The sequence below is a fragment of the Enterococcus sp. M190262 genome, from assembly GCF_005843965.1.
Classification (GTDB): Bacteria; Bacillota; Bacilli; order Lactobacillales; family Enterococcaceae; genus Enterococcus_D; species Enterococcus_D gallinarum.
The window spans coordinates 1,589,731-1,611,762 of the sequence record NZ_CP040461.1 but is presented as its reverse complement, the minus strand read 5'-3'; the positions used below and the strand labels follow the sequence as shown (position 1 = coordinate 1,611,762).

20 protein-coding genes are annotated in these 22,032 nt (G+C 42.6%); 4 read left to right on the top strand and 16 right to left on the bottom strand.

What is annotated here, in order from left to right:
• Nucleotides 1–5: 5 nt before the first annotated feature.
• The 10 genes from FE005_RS07570 to FE005_RS07525 form a co-directional block, all read right to left on the bottom strand.
• Nucleotides 6–638, bottom strand: coding sequence for a ketohydroxyglutarate aldolase (locus FE005_RS07570; protein ID WP_103300590.1), 633 nt, complete (start codon nt 636–638; stop codon nt 6–8).
• Nucleotides 631–1,524 (bottom strand): 4-hydroxy-tetrahydrodipicolinate synthase, encoded by an 894-nt coding sequence (gene dapA, locus FE005_RS07565; protein WP_060815091.1) that lies wholly within the window; start codon nt 1,522–1,524, stop codon nt 631–633. The genes FE005_RS07570 and dapA overlap by 8 nt, the downstream gene beginning before the upstream one ends.
• A complete protein-coding gene (locus tag FE005_RS07560; RefSeq protein ID WP_003127416.1) occupies nt 1,521–2,135 on the bottom strand; it encodes an SIS domain-containing protein in 615 nt (204 codons plus the stop codon). The genes dapA and FE005_RS07560 overlap by 4 nt, the downstream gene beginning before the upstream one ends.
• Before the next feature lie 116 nt (nt 2,136–2,251).
• Nucleotides 2,252–3,514: a PTS ascorbate transporter subunit IIC gene (locus FE005_RS07555; RefSeq protein ID WP_060815090.1), complete on the bottom strand. Its 1,263-nt coding sequence runs from the start codon at nt 3,512–3,514 to the stop codon at nt 2,252–2,254.
• Between the two features lie 23 nt (nt 3,515–3,537).
• Nucleotides 3,538–3,813, bottom strand: coding sequence for a PTS sugar transporter subunit IIB (locus FE005_RS07550; RefSeq protein ID WP_005471675.1), 276 nt, complete (start codon nt 3,811–3,813; stop codon nt 3,538–3,540).
• Nucleotides 3,806–4,270, bottom strand: coding sequence for a PTS sugar transporter subunit IIA (locus FE005_RS07545; protein WP_060815089.1), 465 nt, complete (start codon nt 4,268–4,270; stop codon nt 3,806–3,808). Before FE005_RS07545 ends, FE005_RS07550 begins: the two co-directional genes overlap by 8 nt.
• Nucleotides 4,271–4,637: 367 nt before the next feature.
• Complete coding sequence (locus tag FE005_RS07540) at nt 4,638–5,894, bottom strand: CapA family protein (protein WP_138371582.1); 1,257 nt, start codon at nt 5,892–5,894, stop codon at nt 4,638–4,640.
• Between the two features lie 299 nt (nt 5,895–6,193).
• The gene (locus tag FE005_RS07535; RefSeq protein WP_071870149.1) at nt 6,194–6,325 is read right to left on the bottom strand and encodes a FeoB-associated Cys-rich membrane protein; all 132 of its coding nucleotides are present in this window, start codon (nt 6,323–6,325) and stop codon (nt 6,194–6,196) included.
• On the bottom strand, nt 6,322–8,469 hold the full coding sequence (feoB, locus tag FE005_RS07530; protein WP_138371581.1) for a ferrous iron transport protein B: 2,148 nt from the start codon (nt 8,467–8,469) through the stop codon (nt 6,322–6,324). The genes FE005_RS07535 and feoB overlap by 4 nt, the downstream gene beginning before the upstream one ends.
• The gene (locus FE005_RS07525; protein WP_138371580.1) at nt 8,466–8,933 is read right to left on the bottom strand and encodes a ferrous iron transport protein A; all 468 of its coding nucleotides are present in this window, start codon (nt 8,931–8,933) and stop codon (nt 8,466–8,468) included. The genes feoB and FE005_RS07525 overlap by 4 nt, the downstream gene beginning before the upstream one ends.
• Nucleotides 8,934–9,290: 357 nt before the next feature.
• Between FE005_RS07525 and nrdH the strand changes: the two genes are divergently transcribed.
• From nrdH to nrdF, 3 genes are all read left to right on the top strand, one after another.
• The gene (gene nrdH, locus FE005_RS07520) at nt 9,291–9,515 is read left to right on the top strand and encodes a glutaredoxin-like protein NrdH (RefSeq protein WP_003127409.1); all 225 of its coding nucleotides are present in this window, start codon (nt 9,291–9,293) and stop codon (nt 9,513–9,515) included.
• A gap of 98 nt (nt 9,516–9,613) precedes the next feature.
• Nucleotides 9,614–11,773 (top strand): class 1b ribonucleoside-diphosphate reductase subunit alpha, encoded by a 2,160-nt coding sequence (gene nrdE, locus FE005_RS07515; protein ID WP_103300584.1) that lies wholly within the window; start codon nt 9,614–9,616, stop codon nt 11,771–11,773.
• A 190-nt stretch (nt 11,774–11,963) separates the two neighbouring features.
• Nucleotides 11,964–12,932: a class 1b ribonucleoside-diphosphate reductase subunit beta gene (gene nrdF, locus FE005_RS07510; RefSeq protein WP_003127406.1), complete on the top strand. Its 969-nt coding sequence runs from the start codon at nt 11,964–11,966 to the stop codon at nt 12,930–12,932.
• Between the two features lie 49 nt (nt 12,933–12,981).
• On the opposite strand, the gene FE005_RS07505 is transcribed toward nrdF, so the two are convergent.
• From FE005_RS07505 to FE005_RS07480, 6 genes are all read right to left on the bottom strand, one after another.
• The gene (locus FE005_RS07505; protein WP_040013700.1) at nt 12,982–13,998 is read right to left on the bottom strand and encodes an alpha/beta hydrolase; all 1,017 of its coding nucleotides are present in this window, start codon (nt 13,996–13,998) and stop codon (nt 12,982–12,984) included.
• 157 nt (nt 13,999–14,155) lie between these two features.
• Nucleotides 14,156–14,872, bottom strand: coding sequence for an MIP/aquaporin family protein (locus FE005_RS07500; RefSeq protein ID WP_138371579.1), 717 nt, complete (start codon nt 14,870–14,872; stop codon nt 14,156–14,158).
• 1 nt (nt 14,873) lies between these two features.
• Entirely contained in the window at nt 14,874–16,694 is a 1,821-nt protein-coding gene (gene glpO / locus FE005_RS07495; protein WP_138371578.1) for a type 1 glycerol-3-phosphate oxidase, read from the bottom strand.
• Nucleotides 16,695–16,697: 3 nt separating this feature from the next.
• Nucleotides 16,698–18,218: a glycerol kinase GlpK gene (gene glpK / locus FE005_RS07490; protein ID WP_003127402.1), complete on the bottom strand. Its 1,521-nt coding sequence runs from the start codon at nt 18,216–18,218 to the stop codon at nt 16,698–16,700.
• A 138-nt stretch (nt 18,219–18,356) separates the two neighbouring features.
• Nucleotides 18,357–19,796, bottom strand: a complete 1,440-nt coding sequence (locus FE005_RS07485; protein ID WP_138371577.1) for a helix-turn-helix domain-containing protein — start codon at nt 19,794–19,796, stop codon at nt 18,357–18,359.
• Nucleotides 19,786–21,096 (bottom strand): FAD/NAD(P)-binding oxidoreductase, encoded by a 1,311-nt coding sequence (locus FE005_RS07480; RefSeq protein WP_138371576.1) that lies wholly within the window; start codon nt 21,094–21,096, stop codon nt 19,786–19,788. The genes FE005_RS07485 and FE005_RS07480 overlap by 11 nt, the downstream gene beginning before the upstream one ends.
• Before the next feature lie 129 nt (nt 21,097–21,225).
• On the opposite strand from FE005_RS07480, the gene FE005_RS07475 reads away from it, so the two are divergent.
• Complete coding sequence (locus FE005_RS07475; RefSeq protein ID WP_103300579.1) at nt 21,226–22,023, top strand: DUF92 domain-containing protein; 798 nt, start codon at nt 21,226–21,228, stop codon at nt 22,021–22,023.
• The last annotated feature ends 9 nt before the right edge of the window (nt 22,024–22,032 follow it).

Sequence of the window (22,032 nt, the reverse complement as noted above, 5' to 3'; positions counted from 1 at the left end):
CTTTGTTAATCCATAAATGTGTCAATCTCCTTGCGCAAACGTGTCGCATTCTTCGCGATTTCTGCTTGCGAGCCTTTTGTCAATAATGTTCCAACTCCCATACATTCTACACCAGCATTCAACCACTCTGTAACATTTGTCAAAGAAACGCCACCTGAAGATAAGATCGGGACAAACGGCAATGGTGTTTTGATCGTTGAGACGATCCCAGGCCCATGTAAAGAAGACGTTGGAAATGCTTTGATCATATCCGCCCCTGCTTCAAGAGCTTCTAAAACCTCAGAAATCGAGGTACAGCCTGGCATATAGCTGATCTGATAGCGATTGCTTATCTGTGCGACTTCCTTGGAAAAAGCTGGTGAGATAATGAATTCAGCATCATGTATAATCGCATCCCGGGCGGTTTCGCTATCCAATACGGTTCCAGCACCGACAACGATTTCATCTTGATAGATTTCCTTTAACTGCTTGATGATTTCTCCGGCATTGTTATTCGTATAACTGATTTCCAAGCAAGTTATACCACCGGCTTTACAGCCTTCAACAATTTCAACGGCTCGTTCCACTGTTTCGACCCGTACGATGGCCATGATTTTTTCTTTATGGATCCGGTTGAGGATCGCGAGCTTCTTATTCATTGAATCCCTCCACTTTTCGATATTCCGCTAAAACTTGATGAATCTCTGGATAGTCCTGTTCACCTACTGGCAGCACCGGCAGCTTAGGATCACCAACAGGAATCCCCATCCAACCTACGCTGTATTTGAGGACACTGGGTACTGTACCGAACTTTAAGATACGGCGAAAGTCTTCAATACTTAATTGATAGTTTCTTGCCTGCTGGATCTTCCCCATTTTAAATGCGTGATAAATAGATAAGTCAGTTGTCGTTAAGACATTTGAAGTCGCTGCGACTGCCCCATCAGCTCCACATTCCAATGCTTGCAAGATCAAAGAGTCAGAACCTACTAAAATAGAAAAGTCATCTCGTCCATTCAAGTTGAGATAGCTTTTGAGGTTTTCAATATCCCCGCTGCTATCTTTGATACCAATAATAGTGGGTATTTTCAGCAATGCTTTAAAAATGGTTTCATTGATCGAAATGCCAGTATTCTTAGGAATGTTGTAGAGAATCAATGGGAGCTTTGTCTTTGCAGCAATCATTTTGTAATGTTGGATCACTTCTTGATCCGTAAGCTTGATCAAATAAGGAGTGATAATGGAAGCCGCTGTGACTCCAATGGTTTGAAATTCATTCACTAAATCAATGACAGCTTCTGTCGAAATCCCGCCTGCTCCTGCAAATACTGGTACCCGACCTGCAGTCTCTTCCACAACGATCGTTGCCAATTCGAGCTTTTCAGCATGAGACAATGCATAAAACTCCCCGTTGGTCCCTAAAATAAATAACCCATGGATCCCTTTCGCAATCAATTGATTGACTAGCCTTCTAGTGGCTGCTCGATCGATTCCCTGCTCGTCTAAAGGAGTGACCATGGCTGTAATGATTCCTTCGATCTTCATTCTTCGACACTTCTTTCTTGCATGATAGCACTCCCTAAGCTTCCTCCAGGATGCCAGGCATAATAATCATCAATATCAATGGCAGCTTCTTGCTGCAGTAAAATCGACAAGCTTTGTAAAACGATGATTTCTGCCAATATCGAGATTCGTGGGGGCTTGTTCAACGGATCTCCTTCATTCGTGATGCCAGCAAACAAGAAGGCATCGGAATGTTTTTGCAGCCATGAGTCGATACCTCCACTCACTCCGATGACTTTTATTCCTAAAGCTTTCAGAGTAAGAAGCGATTTTTTCAATTCTTCTGTTTCGCCGCTATTGGAAATAGCAATCACGACATCCCCTTTTTCGGCTTGTCCGGCAGAGCCGTGGATCGTTTCAGTTCCATCTAAAAAATAGGTAGGAGTGCCTGTGGAAGAAAGCAAAGCTGCTATATATTCCGCAACATGACTTGGCTTACCGATGCCAGTCACATGCACACGCCCCTTCTTTTTTTTCGCAGCAACGATCAGTTCAGCTGCATCGATCAACTGTTGTTGATTGATCTCATTCAAATAAGCTGTAAGCTCATCTTTGGTTGTTTGCAAAAAATAAGCTAAATTCGTTGTTTCCATAGAAAATCCTTTCTGTCACTGATTCGTTTTCACTGAATCTTTGCACACTTTGAGATAGTTCTTTTTGCGTGCAAAGATTCAGAAGTTCAGCTGATGACAAATGTCTTAGCGATCGATTACTGACCAAACAAACTTAATAGTTTATCTAATAAGATTCCCATGACGTTGTAGTCGATATTTGGGAATGTCGATCCCTCGATGCCTAAGCTACCATACACCGGGTAAAGAACTGTTGGTAAAAAGGCGAGTAACAGCCCGATGACAAAGGACCCTGCAATCGCTCCCCGCCAACCGCCAGTAGAGTTTCCAAAAACGCCGGCTGTTCCTCCGGAGAAAAAACAAATATGGGCTGCTGGAATGATCACGACTGGAAACTTGAAGACTACCATAACCAGCACCCCCAATAAGCCAGCGACATAAGAGGATAAGAACCCTACAATGACTGCTGTTGGTGCAAACGGGAAAACAGTTGGCACATCCAATGCCGGACGAGAATTTGGAATGAATTTTTCCGAGATCGAAACAAATGCCGCCGTAATTTCGGACAAGAACATGCGAACACCAGTCATCAAGATCGACATCCCCGCAGTAAAGGTAAATGCCTGCACGAAAGGAAAGACCAGCCAATGAGTCGTTCCTGCTAATTCTTGAGTGACATCTCGCCCCGCTTTCAATGCGGAGATATAGAATAGCACTAGCATAACTGCCGCAACGCCCATCAAGAAGTCTCTAAAAAAGGATAACCATTTCGGAAAATTGATGTGTTCCGTTGTTTTATCTTTGTGTTTACCAAATAGCATCCCAATGTAACCAGACAATGCATACCCCACCATGTTAAAGTGTCCAATGGCGGTCTCATCACTGCCAGTAATGCGCCGCATAAATGGTTGGCACAGCTGAGGTAACGCAGCAGAGAAAAAGCCGAGTAATGTTCCGCCAATTAATATCGCTGGAATATCAGCAAACTGATGAGCCTTTAGAATCAATGACAACACACAAGCGAAAAACAAACTATGTCCTGTGGTAAAGAAAATATTTTTAAATGGTGTGATTCGAGCAATGACTAAGTTCATCAAAAAACCGAGAATCAATGTACAACTGGTCACAAATGCAAATTCTGTTTGGGCTAGTGCAGTGGCGGCCTCTGGCGATGCAACGACCCCTACGATGTTGAACCCTTTTTGGAATAGGGTATTGAAATTCTGTAGTGCGCCAGTCATGATCGAACCGCCGGAACTGAATACTAAGAAACCGATAATGGTTTTAAAGGTTCCAGTCAACACTTCGGTCATTGATTTTTTTTGGGCCAATAACCCAATCATTGCAACTAAACCTAAAAGTACGGCTGGCGTACTAAGAAAACTGATAATTAAATCCATGAGCGTTTCTCCTTCATTGATTTTTAGACTAATGCGGCTGCGATTTTTTCTTTGATTTCTTTCTTATCAACGATGTTGTTGATCCCAATAATGGTTTGCTGTAAATTTTTTTCTCTTAATTCATTGGCAACGTCTGTCAAAGTAATGATCAAATCTCCCGTAAAGCCGGAGACAGCATCTAAAGACGCATGTTCCACCTCGATTGGAAAGTCGTTTTCCCGGATGACTTCATTCACTTTGATTTTTAACATCAGACTTGAGCCTACGCCTGCTCGACAGGCAATCAATGCTTTATGCATAGTTATTCTCTCCTTCAAATTTTTTTAGAAATGCGATTAGCTCTTTTTTTTCGGTCATCCTTCCTAATAATTCCAGAAAGTCTTTGTTGCCCAGCAACTCAGCCAGTTCGGATAACAATGAAATATGGGATTCATTGTCTGGTGCGCTAAGAGGAAACAAAAACTTGACGGGGTCATTTGATTCATGACCAGAAATGACGGGTCGTTCTAATCGAGTGAATCCTAATGCTAATTTCTTTGCACCCTTCTCTATGGGTGCATGAGGCAGCGCAATTTGTTTCGTAATAACAATGTAAGGCCCAATCTCATGATAAATGGAAAGGATGGATGAAATGTATTCATTCTCGATGACATCGGCAGTCAATAGCGGCTGTGCGGATGCTTTGATTGCTTCGTCAAAATTTTCTACTGAGATATCCAATTGGATATAGTCTTCTTTTAATAATTCGCTTAACAAAGTTAACCACCTCTCGTACAAAGAATTCTCGAGTCTTCTTGTATGCGTTTACTATAAGCAATATCACTGGTACCGGCAATAGTGATTGCGTTCATCTCTTCTAGAAAAAAGCTTGAAAAACTGAACTGTAGCCAATGAAATTTGCTGAATTTTGCTGTTTTACCAACTTACAACAGCTATCCCTCTCTCAGTTTTTGTCATTCTGTTCAACTTATAGGTGCCATTACTAGAAAAATTGGACTAAATGCTTCTTAAGATCTGCTGCACATTGATCTAAACACTGAATAAAACAGAAAAAAGCAGACATCTTGATTCAAAAGATGTCTGCTTAATACATGTCATAGGTTAGTGAGACAGATTCAGCTGCTTATTTCCATTTTAAATTTAGCAGCTCCATCATTTCATGATACGCGGTTTCGATTCGCTGGCGTTTGTCTTCGGGTACTTTATCCGCATACTTCCCCCCAGGAAGATATTCTTCTGCCAGTACAACTTGAAAATCATAGGCTTTGGTAGTGCCAAACTCTGGATCGTCATATCTACGATCAGGGATCGGCTCTTTAGAGACCCATGTTGGATGCAGCTTGATATCACTCAAAAATGTACGATCACCTTCTTTTGTGAGCTCGACTTCTGGAATGACCCCTCGCTCGGTCCAATAGTTGTTGACTGTTTCGTAGCGTTGATTGGATAGCAAATTTCCCATTGAATAGAGAATAAATTTTTTCTCGCCGTCTTTTTCGATGATTTCTGTTGGTTCAGCGACATGTGGATGACCGCCAAAAATGATGTCCGCTCCGAGGTCGATCATTTGTCGATAAATCTTCTGCTGTTCTTCTGTAGGTTCTAAGGAATATTCTACACCGAGCTGCGGCATAACAACGGTGATGTCGGCTACTTTCTCTGCCTCTTTGATTTCAGCTGCTACTTTTTCCATGGATAAATCTTTTAAATAGGTCGTATATTCTTCCGGTGCCAAGCTAGCTTCATTGCCATTGAATCCGTAAGCATAAGCTAGCATCGCTACTTTGATGCCATTGGCTTCTTTGACGAATATCCCTTGATCATTTACATTGACACCAATCGGCTCCAATCCAATCTCTTGAAAAGCATTAGCAGTCGTTTTAAGCCCTTCGATTCCAGTATCCAAAATATGATTATGGGCTAGATCAATCACATCAAAACCAGCTGTTTTGATACTTTCTACTACATTCGGAGGCGCATTAAAGGTAGGATAACCGCCTAGTTCTTTGTTGGGATTGATGGTGCCTTCAAAGTCACCAAAAGCAATATCGGCAGAAGCGATCAACGGTTGCACCTGCTCAAAGTCATTGTCAAAATCATAGCGTTTCCCATCAAATGCACTCATATAAACTGGTCTGTGATAGAGCATATCGCCACTTGCTGTCAGAGTGATTTTCGACGATTGAGAGACCGTTGTTGTTTCTTGGCTGGAAGTAGACAGTGCCACTTGTTTATCTGGGGAGCTTGTTGACGAATCAGTCCCAGTACGCATGGTGTGAATCAGCCAATAACTAACGGCAATCGTAACAAGCAGTAAACTTATGCCCAATGCCCATAGAAGCTGTCTTTTCCGTTGTTCAATCCTTCGTTGTTGCCTCATTGCTGCTCTCCGCCTTCCCAATATTAGCCTTCTTTGTCAACATTTTCTCATTACCTATCACGTTATGCATTGCACGGTTTCTTGCTTTTCTGCTTTGAATGAGCTAAAATCGCTAATTTCCTTTCGATAAAAGAACTATATATAGCAAATAAATATTATATATATAATTAATCATACTAAAGAAACAGTTCTTTTGATAGCCCTTTCTCATAAAAAGAGCAGCTAGGCATTTCTGCCTAACTGCTTTACTCATACTCGCTAGTTACCTAATAAAACTGGCGTTAGATTCATGGATGATTTTAGATTTTCTCTTCATGCTTTACCGGACAGCTTTGGTGGCAATCAGAACAACTGCCTTTTTTGACCATTCGATAAAGCACTTTTCCTGCATAGCCAAAGATCACTAGACTTAAAAGAATCGTTGCAATCATTTTTCGCCTCCTACTACTTCTCCGACTACTTGTAATAGTGGTGAATTTTTTTGTTGGGGTCTCTTTATCAGAGCAAACAGCAACAAACCAAGAACAATCAACGCTGCCAAGGTTCCTACTGTCAGTTGCCCTCCTTCAAAGAAGATATGCCCGAATTGGTAAACAATCAGACTTGCACAATAAGCCAGTCCACACTGATAACTAATAGCCAACCAAGTCCACTTGCTATCCCCCATTTCACGATGGATCGCGCCGATGGCCGCAAAACAAGGGGCACACAATAAGTTAAAAATCAAAAAGGAGTAGGCGGCTACTGGGGTGTAATCGCCTCGCAGCACTTGCCAGATCTCTGTACCGGTTTCAGAAACCCCACTTTGGCCGTACAAAATCCCAAAAGTCCCGATGACATTTTCTTTTGCCACCAATCCTGTAATGGTCGCCACGGCACCTCGCCAAGTGCCCCAGCCTAGTGGCGCAAAAATCGGTGCTAACAAACGGCCGAAAAAGGCTAAGATGCTTTCTTCTTCCCCCACTCGATCAAAGGTAAAGTTGTAGCTAGAAGTAAACCAGATAAAGATACATGCAACGAAGATGATCGTTCCGGCTTTTTTGATGAAAGCTACGGCCCGATCAATCGCACTTTTCAACACGGTTCCTAGTTGCGGCAAATGATAGGCAGGCAATTCCATGATAAAAGGCGCTGGATCGCCGGCAAAGAGAGCGGTCTTTTTCAATGCAATGCCTGATAAAACAATGGCTCCCATCCCAATGAAGTAAGCCGATGGTGCGACCCATGAGCTTTCGGGAAAGAACGCCCCGGAAATCAGTGCAATGATTGGCAGTTTGGCAGAACAAGGCATAAAAGTCGTAACCATAACGGTCAAACGACGATCTTTTTCATTTTCGATGGTCCGGCTCGCCATGACTCCTGGAACCCCACAGCCAGTAGCGATCAGCATCGGAATGAAGGATTTCCCAGATAAGCCAAACTTCCGGAACAAACGATCCATCACAAAAGCGATTCGTGCCATGTAGCCACAATCTTCTAATAAAGCCAAACAAAAAAAGAGCACAAAAATTTGAGGGACAAATCCAAGGACAGCCCCGACACCTGCCACGATCCCATCTTGGATCAATTCTTGCAGCCATTGTGCCACCTGCCATTGGTTCATCAACTGCTGTAGAATATCCGGAACCCAACTGCCAAATAACACATCATTGACCCAGTCTGTGCCCATCGTGCCAATCGTTTGGATGGATAAGAAGTAGATTCCCCACATGAAAAAGGCAAAAATCGGTAGTGCCAGTAGGCGGTGGGTCAACACACGGTCGATTTTATCACTTAAGGACAAGCGGTATTCCTCTTCCTTGATCGTTGCTAAAGCCAACAACTGCTGAATGAATTCATACCGTTCGTTTACTATAATCGCATCACTGCGCTCGTCAAAAATCATTTCCGTGATTTTGATAATTTCCGCTAATTCTTTTTCATTGCTCGGCGTCAAAGTGACTTGTTGACGAATCAATTCATCGCCTTCAAACAGTTTGATGGCAATCCAACGTCGTTTGCTTTCAGAAATCTCTTCGGGCAAAAGGGCCTTGATCTCTGCTAAGGCAGCCTCCAAACGGGAATCATAGACAACCACTGAGTCGCCATTCCCAGCTTTTTTCTTTGCGGCATCAATCAGCTTATTCAATCCATGTTGTTTTAAAGCACTGAAGCCAACAACAGGTACGCCTAGACCATAGGACAGCTTCTCAAAGTTGATCTGGATCCCTTTGCGCTTTAAAAGATCGATCATATTGATTCCCACTATTGTAGGCAGACCCATTTCCAACAATTGTAAAGTGAGGTAGAGATTCCGCTCCAAGTTCGTTCCATCAACGATATCTAAGACAGCATCGATGGGGGCTTCTGCCAAATAATTTCTCGAGATCACTTCTTCAGGAGTATAAGGAGACAATGAATAGATACCCGGCAAATCCTGGATCGTGATTTCTTTGGCTTTACGGAGCTTTCCTGATTTTCGTTCGACTGTCACTCCCGGCCAGTTCCCAACGGTTTGCTTGGCCCCCGTCAGTTGGTTGAAGGTGCTAGTTTTGCCGCTATTGGGATTGCCGACTAATGCGAATTGATAGGTCATTCCTCTACTCCTTTTTCAACAAAGACGAAAGCTGCTTCTTGTTTTCTCAGCGACAATTCATACCCTCTTAAGCGAATCTCGATCGGATCACCTAGTGGCGCTAGTTTCACGATATGAATCGGCACATTCTTGGTGATCCCCATATCCATCAATCGCCGCCGCAAAGCACCAGTCGTTGCAATTTTTACCACCTTGCCCTGCTCTCCTACATGTAATTGATCTAGAGAAGTCAAAACCGTCTGCTGTTGTCTTTCGGACACGTCAATCTGCTCCATGACGCTGGCATCCAATGCGATCCGGTTGTCCCGATGCAAGATGATGCCGCTTTTGCGGTTTTTTTGAACCATGAGAATGTCAACGCCTACTCGAAGACCCAAATCATTTAAATGCGCCGTGACGTTCTTTGGTGTCGCGATCGCTTCGATTTGGTATATTTTGGAAGCCTCTGTTTGCGCCATTTTCATGATTTCTTCCTCCTCTTGTGAAAGATTCCTATTATTTATCCGTTCAATTGAGAATGATTATCATTATAATAGAGCGATTTAGGACTAAAGTCAATCTGTTTCACAGATGAACTTGAAAGTTCGTTCACAATTCGAATTTTTTTTACTCACATCCATTGCATATTCTCGGATCTTTTTGGCTAAAAATCGCGATTTCCTAGGAAAAACCGGCTTTTTTCGGTTGTATAAAAACCAGATAAACACTATAAATAGTGTATGTAATTTTCACAAGCACTAGATATAGTGTTTTTTCGTTGACTTTCTCCTAGACTTATTTATACTAGATTTATAACTACTACTGACTCGGAGGAAATCATTATGAATATTAAACTATTTTCAAAAAACAACTGTATGCAATGTAAAATGGCAAAACGCTTTTTAAGCGATAATCATATTTCTTTTGAAGAAATCAATATTGACAACCAGCCTGAAGCAATTGAGTTTTTGAAAGAACAAGGATTCCAAAGCGTTCCGATCATCACTTCTGATGCACAAACAATCATTGGCTTCCGTCCGGATCAATTACGTCAATTGGCCAGCTAAGCAGTAACTTAACCAATGTGTTTTTGGAGGATTTGTCAGTCGTCAAGACCTGCAGATCCTTTTTTATACGATCAAAACAAGGAAAGAGGTTGCCTTTTATGAGCTTAAAAGAAATCAAGGATGTAAGCTATTTTAAATTGAATAATGAAATCAACCGCCCCGTTGATGGACAGATCCCTCTACACAAAGATAAAGAAGCACTAGCGGCTTTTTTCAAAGAAAATGTTGAGCCAAATACGATGACTTTCGATACAGTTACTGACAAAATCAATTACTTGATTGAACATGACTACTTAGAAGAAGCTTTCATTCGTAAGTATCGTCCTGCGTTTATCGAAGAACTTTATCAGTTTCTATCTGAACAGCATTTTACCTTCAAGTCCTTCATGGCAGCGTACAAATTTTATTCTCAATATGCATTGAAAACCAATGACGGAACAGCCTATTTGGAAAGTTATGAAGACCGTGTGGCATTCAATGCTCTCTATTTTGCAGATGGCGATGAAGAATTAGCTTTGGCTTTGGCTGATGAAATGATCTATCAGCGTTATCAACCGGCAACGCCTTCTTTCTTGAATGCTGGCCGCAAACGCCGAGGTGAATTGGTCTCTTGTTTCTTGATCCAGTTGACCGACGATATGAACGCGATCGGTCGGGGGATCAATTCCGCATTGCAACTTTCTCGGATCGGCGGCGGCGTAGGGATCACGTTGTCTAACTTGCGGGAAGCTGGCGCGCCTATCAAAGGTTACGAAGGAGCTGCTAGCGGTGTGATGCCGGTCATGAAATTGTTCGAAGATAGCTTTAGCTACTCCAATCAACTAGGACAGCGTCAAGGTGCTGGTGTCGTCTATCTCAACGTGTTCCATCCAGACATCATCAGTTTCTTATCTGCCAAAAAAGAAAATGCGGATGAAAAAATCCGGGTCAAGACTCTTTCTCTTGGTGTGATCGTTCCTGATAAATTCTATGAATTGACCCGTAAAAATGAAGATATGTATTTATTCAGCCCATATAGTGTCGAAAAAGAATACGGTATCCCGTTCTCTTATATCGACATCACCAAAGAATACGACAATTTAGTCATGAATCCTAAAATTCGTAAAACCAAAATCAAAGCCCGGGATCTTGAAAACGAAATTTCGAAATTGCAACAAGAATCCGGCTATCCTTATATCATCAATATTGATACGGCCAATCGTTCCAACCCAATCGACGGCAAGATCATTATGAGTAACCTTTGTTCCGAGATCCTCCAAGTGCAAGAACCTTCTGTGATCAACGGCAAGCAAGAATATGAAGTACTTGGTACCGACATTAGTTGTAATCTTGGTTCAACAAACATCGTCAATTTGATGGACAGTCCTGATTTTGGAAAATCCGTCCGTGCCATGACTCGCGCGTTGACTTTTGTTACAGATGCTTCTGACATCGACGTTGTTCCTTCTATTCAAAATGGAAATGCGTTGAACCATACGATTGGTTTAGGTGCAATGGGCTTGCATACCTATTTTGCGAAGAATCAAATGGAATATGGTTCTCCTGAATCATTAGAATTCACAGACTTATACTTTATGTTGCTCAACTACTGGACACTTGTAGAAAGCAATAACATCGCCAAAGAACGGGGCGAAGTGTTCCATAACTTTGAGAAATCAGCTTATGCGGATGGCAGCTATTTCACAGACTATATCACAGGGGATTACCAACCAAAATCAGACAAAATCAAAGCGTTATTCGACGGTGTCTTTATTCCTTCTGGAGAAGATTGGGCCGCATTGGCAGAAGCAGTCAAAAAAGACGGCTTGTACCACCAAAACCGTTTAGCCGTTGCGCCAAATGGTTCTATCTCTTATATCAATGATACAAGTGCGAGTATCCATCCAATCACACGAATGATCGAAGAACGGCAAGAAAAGAAAATTGGGAAGATTTACTATCCTGCACCTTACTTGAGCAATGATACGATTGGTTACTATCGCTCAGCCTATGATATGGATATGCGTAAAGTTATCGATGTTTATGCAACTGCACAAAAACACGTGGATCAAGGAATGAGTATGACCCTCTTCATGCGCTCAGATATTCCAGAAGGGCTCTATGAATGGAAAGAAACCAGTAAACAGACAACCCGTGACTTGAACATTCTGCGTCATTATGCGTTCCATAAAGGGATCAAATCGATTTATTATGTACGGACCTTTACGGATGACGCAGAAGAAATCGGCAGCAATCAATGCGAAAGCTGTGTGATTTAATCACGCACGCTAAGCTAAGCACTGACTAAGAACAAAAAAACTACCTGATTGAATCAAATGTCTTCACCAAAGCATGATCGAGATGGATTAGAGATCCTCCCGAAAGGTTGAAGGCATTTGCGACTGACAATCAGGTAGGCTCCTTTTGTTCTTGTCTCTGGTATCAAGACTACTATTGGAGGAACCTAAGATGGGCAAAACTTATTATGAAGCAATCAACTGGAATGCGATTGAAGACATCATCGATAAATCAACTTGGGAAAAGCTGACAGAACAATTCTGGCTAGATACGCGTATTCCATTATCCAATGATTTAGATGATTGGCGGACACTTTCAGATCTAGAAAAAACAACGGTTGGTTATGTATTTGGCGGGCTAACACTGCTCGATACGGTTCAATCAGAAAGCGGAATGGATCAGCTGCGTAAAGACGTACGCACGCCCCATGAAGAAGCTGTTTTGAACAATATTCAATTCATGGAATCTGTCCATGCCAAAAGTTATTCTTCTATCTTTAGCACATTGAATACAAAAGCCGAGATCGATGAAATCTTTGAATGGACCAATACGAATCCCTATCTGCAAAAAAAAGCAGAACGTATCAATGAGATCTATAAGAACGGGACTCCCCTTGAAAAGAAAATTGCGAGTGTTTTTCTAGAAACGTTTCTTTTTTATTCCGGTTTTTATACACCGCTCTATTATTTAGGCAATAATAAATTGGCTAACGTTGCAGAGATCATTAAACTGATTATCCGTGATGAATCGGTACATGGAACGTATATCGGCTACAAATTCCAATTAGGTTTCAATGAGCTTCCTGAAGAAGAACAACAGCGTTTGAAGGACTGGATGTACGATTTGTTGTATGAATTGTATGAAAATGAAGAACGGTACACCGAAGAATTGTATGACGCGATCGGCTGGACGGAAGAAGTCAAAACCTTCTTGCGCTACAATGCAAACAAAGCATTGATGAACTTAGGCCAAGATCCCCTGTTTCCAGATACGGCCAATGATGTCAATCCGATCGTAATGAATGGTATCTCTACCGGAACCAGCAATCACGATTTCTTCTCTCAAGTGGGGAATGGCTATCTATTAGGAACGGTAGAAGCAATGAAAGATGATGACTATTTCATCGGTCTAGGAGATTAAAAAAAGTTGACCTTTTATTAGGGTCAACTTTTTTTCGCGTTTTGAAGCCTTACAGCATCACATTTTTAAGGAAGTCGAGAGTTTCATCCAAACATTTCTTTGATTCTTCTAGCGAATAATCAAATTGGTATTCATGATTGACTGCCTCAGGAACATCTTTGTAAAAGAGAGATTTAACTGGCACATCTAGCTCTTGAAGCTTCTGATCAAAAGCGATTCCTTGATCCTGGAAAGAATAGGCATTGCCATCCGTGATATAGGTTGGCGGAAATTCTTTGGTCAATTTATTGACTAATGACACTTGCTGCAATTCTTTACTGTTTTTCCAATCTTTGGTTCCTAATAAAGACCACGCGACTGTTTTAACAAAGAATTTCATGAAGCGATCATCAGAAGTTTGATGAGCCATTTGCTTCAAGTCAACAGGTCCGCAATAAGAAATGAATCCTTTTATATCTCCTGATGGGATCACTTGCGTCATCTTCATATCTTTGGCGTAATCCGAATTGGTTTGGATCGCTAAGAATTGCCCAGCAATCTGTGAGCCGGCAGAGTCTCCACCAAAAATGACTTTTTTAAAGTCTAACATTGGATATTGCGCTGCCTCTTTCTTGATCGATTGATAGGCTTGATTGATTTGTTTGACTTGCCCTGGGTATTCTAGACTAGGAGCCCACTCATAGTTCAATGAAACCACTGCCACTTGTCCGCGATCTGCTAAGTAGGTCGCAAATTCTTTGGCCCCTTCCTTATCACCACCGACGTAACCACCACCATGCACCCAGAAAACAACTGGTACTTTCGAAGCACCTTGGGGATAATAGAGGTCAAATGTACTACGATCATAGTCAGAAGTATAGGTCAGATCATTTTTTACCGTCACATGAGGCAAACTTTTTTGATACGCGGTTTCATCTGTGATCTTCACCTCGTCATTAAACATTTTTCCAATCAGATAGGCCCCTGGACGAGGCGACACTTGAAAAGCAATCAGTACGACTAGTGCTAGTGTTACTAGAATACCGACAAGCCATAAACAAACACGCAAAATTTTTTTCACATACATGCTCCTTTGCTCTTTTTTCAGCTTCTTTATTTAACCACTTTTGCTGGAAGAATTCAATCAAACGCTGGAAGAATTCAATCAAACGAAGGAATTTATCAAAAAAAAGAAACGATAGCCATCTAGCAGATCGCTATCGTTTAAAAGATCAATGAGTCAATTAGAGCGGTAAAATCATGAATAGTCCGGCTGCCAATGCTGCACCGATAAAAGGTCCAATGATTGGTACAAACGCATATCCCCAGTCAGATGTTCCTTTATTTTTGAGGGGCAAAATTTGATGGGCGATCCGCGGACCTAAATCTCGAGCTGGGTTGATGGCATATCCTGTCGGTCCGCCTAAAGAAAGACCGATCGCCAAAATCAAGATTCCGACTACGATTGGGTTCAAGCCATCCGTAAAGGTATTTGCACCAAATGCCAACAAGCCAAATACTAAAACAAACGTACCGATCACTTCGGTCATCGTATTCGCGGCTAAGTTACGAACGGCAGGTCCAGTGGCAAATGTCCCTAAAATAGCGCCTTGATCTTCTGTTTCATCCCATAACGGCAAGTAATTGAGCCAAACAAGAATTGCACCGACGATCCCGCCTGCTAACTGTGCCAACATGAAAGGTACCGCCAATCCCCAAGAAAAATTACCCGTCATTGCCATTCCCAACGTTACAGCAGGGTTCAAATGGGCAGGTCCCATGAAGCCAGAGGCATAAACAGCAATCGTCACAGCTGTTGCCCAGCCTGTCGCGATCACGATCCAGCCGGAAGCTTCTGCTTTACTCTTTTTAAGGTTGACTGCCGCACAAACACCATCCCCCAGTAAAACTAAAATTGCCGTTCCCAGAAATTCACTAAAGATTTGTGTTGCATCACTCATATCATTCTCCTCCTTTTAAGGCACTCAAATCTGATTCCGCAATTACTTGATCCAATTCTTCGGCATACATTTGCTTGTCTGCAGCTGTCCATTCAAAATAATCCGCCATTGCATCGATCACACCAACTTTGATCTGATCCAACGTATCTCGCATAAAGAGAACATGATTGGTTCGTCGCAATAAATAATCCACAGGGGTCAGAACCAGTTCTTCTTGCAAGGCATAATTCAATGCCGTGCTTTCTTTTTCGTCCAGCCCCGCAAACGTGGTTTTATAGGTAAGGACTATCGGTAAGTTTGAACCGTAAAGATCGGCCAAGTATCGCGCATCTTCTGGGGAAAAACCGGCAGCTTCGGCGGTTTTCGCCAATTGCGCCAGTTCGTCCTCGACATTGGTCGGATCAATTTCGCCGCCAGATACCGGATAACGCGTGGAATCCACTAATTCAAACTGCTGCCCTTTTGCAGCCAGTAATTCATTGATTCGTTTGACGGCGCCTTCAGCCATTAACCGATAATCTGTAATCTTGCCTCCGGCCAGTGTCAACAGTCCGTCTTGAGACATTTCCAAGCTGCTTCCCCGAGAAACTTGTGAAGGATCCACACTGCTGGCTTCTAGACGTTCCTCTGCTTGTTTGATCGCCTTTTCGACTTGCGGGCGTTTGCGGTGATCGTCCAAATACGCTTCTACAGTTTGCACGATTTGATCAAAGCTTTCATCCGAAAGTTTGCTCTTAGCTCCGCCGTTGTAATCAGAACCGCCATTAGCCGTAATCAGCGGGCGTAACCCCGCCCAGCTAGCTTCAATATCATCCAGTTGGATCGCAGCTTCTGGAAAGCGATGGTTGATGATCTCTAAAAGATAATCGACGTCTTCTTGCGTAACAGTCGGATGGGCAAAATCGCCCGTGTAATCCGTATCTGTCGTACCAAAATACGTCTTGTTCTCCCTAGGAACCACAAAAACCATCCGACCATCATTCTTGCCAGTATCAAAATAAGTTGGCTGAGGTACTTTCAGCTTTTCACGATCCACCACTAAATGGACACCTTTGGTTGGGCGCATTTGCGGCGGTAAGTTATCATTGCTATCTAATTCTCGAACGATATCAGACCATGGTCCAGTGGTATTGATCACAACTTTCGCATGGATGGCGAATTGTTCTTTCGTTAATTGATCTTCTACTTGAACACCATTGATTTTTCCTTGTTCATCATGAAGCATACCGACAACTTTGGCTTTGCTGATCATTGCAGCACCATCTTGATGGGCCCGTTTGATATTTTCGATCACTAAACGGGCATCGTTGTTGCGGAAATCCAGATAGACTCCGCCTCCGGTCAAGTTCTCATGTTGCAGTTGCGGTTCTCGTTCCAATACTTCTTCTTTCGTCAACGTATAATTGGCATATTTACTATCTGTTACATTTGCCAGACGATCATACAAATCCATGGCAATCTTGACAGAAAAAAGATTGAAGGTTGCACCGGGCTCATCGTAGATAGGTAAAAGCATGGGATCTGGTTTAGGAATATGGGGAGCGATCTGTTGCACGATCGCTCGTTCCCTCACTGTATCTGCCACAACTTCGACATCAAATGTTTTCAAATAGCGGATGCCCCCATGAACCAGTTTCGTCGAACGAGAGGAGGTTCCTTCAGCAAAATCCTGCATTTCTACCAAAATCGTTTTCATGCCGGCAGCTGCCGTTTGCACGGCGACTCCAGCACCAGTGATTCCGCCACCAATGATCAATACATCATAGGTCGTATTTTTTGCTTCTGCTAGGGCTTGTTGCCGATCTTTATAAGAAAAAGTCATGGCTTACTCGCCTTCTTTCTTCACTTTGAATTTAAACATCTGAGTCGCTGCCACTGCTTGTTTCCATCCTTCATAAAGGTTCTCACGTTCATCAGCTGGCATTTCTGGTGTAAAGAGTTGACCATCTTCTGCCATTGCTTTCAATTCGTCGAGGTCTTTCCAGAAGCCGACGGCCAAGCCAGCTAAATAAGCCGCCCCCAGTGCTGTCGTTTCAAGATTGGCTGCCCGTTGTACTTCAATATCTAAGATATCTGCTTGGAATTGCATCAAAAGATCATTTTTAGCAGCCCCGCCATCCACTTTCAACAATGGGATATCGATCCCTGAATCTTTTTTCATGGTATCGATGACATCCTTCGATTGATAAGCGACAGCCTGCAAGGTCGCCCGCACGAAGTCTTCTTTCGTTGTCCCGCGGGTCAAGCCAAAAACTGCTCCCCGAGCATCAGAATCCCAATAAGGTGCACCTAATCCCGTAAAGGCTGGTACGACATAGACTTCATTGTCGCCAGTCGCTTTTGCCGCTAATTCTTCAGATTGCGGAGACGTCTCGATCATACGTAAGCCATCCCGCAACCATTGGATCGCTGAGCCGGCAACAAAAATACTACCTTCCAATGCGTAGTATACTTTACCATTGATTCCATAGCCGATCGTGGTCAACAGATCATTGTCGGATAATTGTGGTTCCTCTCCGGTATTCATAACGATAAACGCCCCTGTACCGTACGTATTTTTGATCATGCCTTTTTCAAAAGCCATTTGCCCAAAGAGAGCAGCCTGTTGGTCCCCTGCCATCCCAGCAATCGGTACTTCACTGCCATAAAAATGATAGCTGCGAGTATGCCCGTAAACTTCGGAGTTGCTTTTGACTTCCGGCAACATGGATGCTGGAATATTTAACAAATCCAAAATTTCTTGATCCCATTCTAAACGATGGATGTTATAAAGCATGGTCCGACTCGCATTGGAGTAGTCCGTCACGTGGACTTGCCCATCTGTCAGTTTCCAGACAAGCCACGAATCAATGGTACCGAATAGTAGATCCCCATTCTCTGCTTTTTCTTGTGCACCTTCCACATTATCAAGCAGCCAGCGGATTTTCGTAGCAGAGAAGTAAGCATCGATCACTAACCCTGTCTTTTCATGGATCATGTCTGTATGTCCGTCGGCTTTCAATTGGTCAGCAATCGGAGAAGATTGGCGCGATTGCCAAACGATCGCATTGGCGATCGGTTGACCGGTATTTTTATCCCAAACAACTGTTGTTTCCCGTTGGTTGGTAATCCCGATTCCGGCGATTGCTTCAGGTCGAATCCCAGATTCGATAAAGGCTCCCGCGATAACTGATTGAACAGAGTTCCAGATTTCATTGGCATTGTGTTCTACCCAACCAGATTTTGGAAAATATTGGGGAAATTCCTTTTGCGAACTACCGACATTTTGTCCGTTGCGGTCAAAAATAATTGCTCTTGAGCTTGTAGTTCCTTGATCGATTGCCATAATATAGTTTTTCTCTGCCATGTTTCTCTCTCCTTTTAAATGGTTGATTTATTCTTTTGATACCGTTTTCTTACATTTATCTTACTCGAATTACCTGTAGTGATCTCGTCAACTTTTTAGAGATTTTCTAAGAAATTGACGAAATCTGGAAAAACGCCATTAGTTGAAGCGTTCGCGAATCATCTTTTTGATTTTTTCTCGATCGTAAGTCGTCCCTAACTCACTGATCCGATATGTAGGAATCGATGTTTCAATCGGATAATTCGTCAAGATCAGATCATAGTCTTGTTCTTTAGCATAGCGCTCAACGACGACCCCATTCAAATTTTTTAAGTACAGCAGCCACATATAAAAGACTGCCTCTTTGAAAAGTGCATCCATATTCAACGCGATGCCTACCCGAAATTCCCGATTGATTTGGTAATCAATGATCGTCAGGACACTCAAATATTTGACCATGGTCATCATATACAATGTATTTTCTTCTGATGCTTCCAGCTTCATTTCTTGTACAGCAGTATTCAATAAACGTTCACTGATCTGGCGAATATTACGACTTGAGAGTTTTGCTTCTAATTGCCAAATATTTTCTCGATCAAAAACTTCGACATCTCCTTTGAAAAAATACAAACGACTATGGATCTGAGAAAGATGAAAATAACAATTGGCTTCGATTTCTTGCGGGACAGCCGGTCGATACAAATGCAGGATATGTTCCAAGATCAGCGTATCGGTAAGTGCTGTCGGCGTAAATCGGGAGCGTTGCAGCATGTACTGGCGAAAATCTTGTTCAGAGAAAACGGAAAAGGAAAGCAAGAAAACAAAATGGAGCATCGCCTCTTCTTCACGAACTTCCAGTGCATAATGCCCAAAACTGCGAAAGACAAGTTCCCGCAGTTGCTGATACAATGGATCTTTCTCATAAAATGCCATGTTTTCCCGTAGTCTTTGAAACGATTGTCCGGGCGCTTTTAAACGATACTTCATGATCTTCAGCCACAAACTGACCCGTTGCTGTGCTTCTTCGGTAAAGATCAGATTGAGCCCACGAGCGATCAGTCCCACAAATTTTGTATCAATCGGTAATGGCTGACTCTTGAAAGAATTTAAGTACCAAAGCAGCTGAAAATAAAAATAGCGAATCTGAGCTTCTTCCCCCATGAGTTTCCCCTGCCAAATCTCTAATCCAAATTCTGCCAACACTTGATTCAATTCTTTGATTTTGCGAAACAGGGAGGATTCACTAATCATTAATTTTTGCGCTAACGGAATCGTGGCGATTTCTTGATTGATCAATACATGTTCCAGCACTTGAAATTTGATCGACGAGTGGTAGAACACATATTCAATCTGATTCAACGAGAACTCTGGGCTCGTTTCTAGAACTAATGATGAACCTTGATAAAAAAGATGGCATTGATCAGAATAAGGAGCTAAATATAGAAATAACTCATCAACATATTTTTCTAAGGATGGTTTGCTGATCCTAAGGTAAGCAGCCATCTCATGAAGCTCTAGTTCACCTCCAACTAGAAGCAGCTTTTTCAGTAGCTGTAATTGCTTGGCTTCTTTTTTTTCTAATAATTGTTCAAATTTCATTGGCAGCACTTCCTAAAGCAATCGCATTGGACAGTTCAAAGACATCAGTAAAATGAGGATGAAAAAAGAAATCTTTTTGCGCTAACTCTGACAATGTGCTCTCCTTTTCAATGGCAAATGCCAGCAGGTTGATTTTTTCTAAGAGATTGTACTTTGACAGTAACTGAGCGCCCAATACTTGCCCGCTTGTCTTGGCAATGATCAGTTTCCCGTGGATCGGTGTGTCATCTACTAATGAAGCTTTAGCGGTAAATTTTTTGACGGTAATTTCTTGTTCATAAAAGAAGCGATCTGATTCAGTCATTCCTGTACTAGCCAGATACCAGCCAAACAGATGGGTTCCCACTGTCCGTAAGCCGCCGCGAAAAGGTTCTTTTTTCTCTTGCAAATTATGCGCAGCAGCGATTCCGGAACGAACTGCATTGTTTACCAATGGCATATAAGCCGTATCCCGTGTAATTGGACTGTAGATCTGAATCAAGTCACCGACAGCAAAAATACCCTTTTCGGAAGTTTCCAAATAAGCATCCGTCCAAATCGTATGATCACTGTGCAAGCGCAGCTGCTGAAATGCTGGGTGCGGCCGCGGTCGGACATTGACGGTCGTCAATGCAAGCGCGCTGAGCAATGTCCGATTGGCGGTCTCCACTCGGAAGCCTGTTTCCGTGGATTCAATGGCAATGGTAGGTTCTGCCAGATAAAGCTGCAGATTTTTTATTTGTGCTAATTCATCTAAAAAAGGAGCCAGAAACGATTGATCAAAATATTTGAATAAAGGATACGTCATTGATTCCACTAGTTGGACTTGTTTTCCTAGCGCCGTTAATGTGTTGGCTGCTTCCATACCTGCTTGTCCAGCCCCAACGATCGTAATCGTTTCTGCCTGATCTAATTCCTGAATAAATTGCTTGGCAGCGCCGTAATCTTTATAGGTCAATGCGGCTTCATTCATCGGTAAGAGAATTTCTGATTCTTGTGCAGATCCTGCTGCTAAGATCAACCGATCATAAGCGATTCTGCGCTGATCTGTTTGAACGAAATGGTTCTTAGGATCAAGTTTCAACATTGTTTCTTGCAATGCTACTTGAATGTCCAGCTGCTCAAGCTGTTCCTTGGAGCAAAAGAATGCGTCTTGCAACGAAGGAATCTTGCCTTCTAAATACAGGAGCATCCCGCTGGGAATAAACCCGATATGGGCTTTTTTTTCAATCAATACGATTTCAGATTCTGGATAGATTTTGCGTGCTTCGATGGCGCAGCTGATCCCTCCGAATGAACCGCCGATGATCACGATTTTCATACACTCACCTCTTAGTCTAAGCTTAAATGAAACGCTCTCATTTGACGAGTAAAATGCTGTCAGCAACGAAAAAAAGCTACATACAAGTTTGCTTTATGCTAAACTGATGAAAAAAGCGAGGTGGAAGCTGTGGTCTTTTTCTATCAATTTTTACTGGGACTGATCTGTAGTGCATTTGTAGCAGGATCCGCTTTTATTTTGCAGTGGTTGTCTTTATCCGGTGCTTTAGCAGCTGCCTTAAGTGGGACGATCATCATTGCTTTGGGACCTTGGTTCAGTATCTTTTTAGTTGGTTTCTTTTTTGCCAGCTCTGGGATCATCAATCACTTAAAGAAAAAAAACTCAGCCGATGATCTGGTGATCAAAGGTGCGCGCCGCGATGCCATCCAAGTGCTGGCTAATTTATCGCCTAGTTTATTGGCATTGATCGGTTACGCCTCTTTCAACAATGAGAACTATCTCTGGGCATTTATTGTCGGGATCGCTAGTTGTACCGCCGACACTTGGGGATCAGAGATCGGTGTTTTGAGCAAAAAGGCACCCCGGAATCTCTTAACGGGAAAAAAATTACCTGCGGGTCTTTCTGGCGGTGTCAGCCTCCTAGGTACCATTGCTTCTTTTGCGGGCAGCGGCGGTATCGTTTTACTTCTGGCGATCTGTCTCTGGCTCAGCGGCCAACCGCTCTCTTTGACAGCATTGATTTGGGTACTCTTGTTAGGATTTAGCGGTAGTATAATCGATAGTTTATTGGGAGCAACGATTCAAGTACGTTACCAATGCACGGTTTGTCATCAATTTACCGAACAAAAAAGCCATCACCAGCAGCCAACGAAAAAAGTGCATGGCTATGCTTTGATCACAAATGAAGCAGTCAACTTTCTTAGCAATCTAGCGATTGTCGGGATCGCATGTTTCTTTCCTAACTAAAAAAGTACT

Excerpts from the sequence above, each read along its gene's own strand:
- FE005_RS07485 (WP_138371577.1), bottom strand. The coding sequence starts at position 19,796 with ATGAAATTTGAACAATTATTAGAAAAAAAAGAAGCCAAGCAATTACAG.
- feoB (WP_138371581.1), bottom strand. The coding sequence starts at position 8,469 with ATGACCTATCAATTCGCATTAGTCGGCAATCCCAATAGCGGCAAAACT.
- FE005_RS07540 (WP_138371582.1), bottom strand. The coding sequence starts at position 5,894 with ATGAGGCAACAACGAAGGATTGAACAACGGAAAAGACAGCTTCTATGG.
- FE005_RS07535 (WP_071870149.1), bottom strand. The coding sequence starts at position 6,325 with ATGATTGCAACGATTCTTTTAAGTCTAGTGATCTTTGGCTATGCAGGA.
- FE005_RS07505 (WP_040013700.1), bottom strand. The coding sequence starts at position 13,998 with ATGTATGTGAAAAAAATTTTGCGTGTTTGTTTATGGCTTGTCGGTATT.
- glpO (WP_138371578.1), bottom strand. The coding sequence starts at position 16,694 with ATGACTTTTTCTTATAAAGATCGGCAACAAGCCCTAGCAGAAGCAAAA.
- FE005_RS07500 (WP_138371579.1), bottom strand. The coding sequence starts at position 14,872 with ATGAGTGATGCAACACAAATCTTTAGTGAATTTCTGGGAACGGCAATT.
- FE005_RS07555 (WP_060815090.1), bottom strand. The coding sequence starts at position 3,514 with ATGGATTTAATTATCAGTTTTCTTAGTACGCCAGCCGTACTTTTAGGT.
- FE005_RS07550 (WP_005471675.1), bottom strand. The coding sequence starts at position 3,813 with ATGCATAAAGCATTGATTGCCTGTCGAGCAGGCGTAGGCTCAAGTCTG.
- nrdF (WP_003127406.1), top strand. The coding sequence starts at position 11,964 with ATGGGCAAAACTTATTATGAAGCAATCAACTGGAATGCGATTGAAGAC.
- FE005_RS07560 (WP_003127416.1), bottom strand. The coding sequence starts at position 2,135 with ATGGAAACAACGAATTTAGCTTATTTTTTGCAAACAACCAAAGATGAG.
- FE005_RS07525 (WP_138371580.1), bottom strand. The coding sequence starts at position 8,933 with ATGAAAATGGCGCAAACAGAGGCTTCCAAAATATACCAAATCGAAGCG.
- dapA (WP_060815091.1), bottom strand. The coding sequence starts at position 1,524 with ATGAAGATCGAAGGAATCATTACAGCCATGGTCACTCCTTTAGACGAG.
- nrdE (WP_103300584.1), top strand. The coding sequence starts at position 9,614 with ATGAGCTTAAAAGAAATCAAGGATGTAAGCTATTTTAAATTGAATAAT.
- FE005_RS07480 (WP_138371576.1), bottom strand. The coding sequence starts at position 21,096 with ATGAAAATCGTGATCATCGGCGGTTCATTCGGAGGGATCAGCTGCGCC.
- FE005_RS07570 (WP_103300590.1), bottom strand. The coding sequence starts at position 638 with ATGAATAAGAAGCTCGCGATCCTCAACCGGATCCATAAAGAAAAAATC.
- nrdH (WP_003127409.1), top strand. The coding sequence starts at position 9,291 with ATGAATATTAAACTATTTTCAAAAAACAACTGTATGCAATGTAAAATG.
- glpK (WP_003127402.1), bottom strand. The coding sequence starts at position 18,218 with ATGGCAGAGAAAAACTATATTATGGCAATCGATCAAGGAACTACAAGC.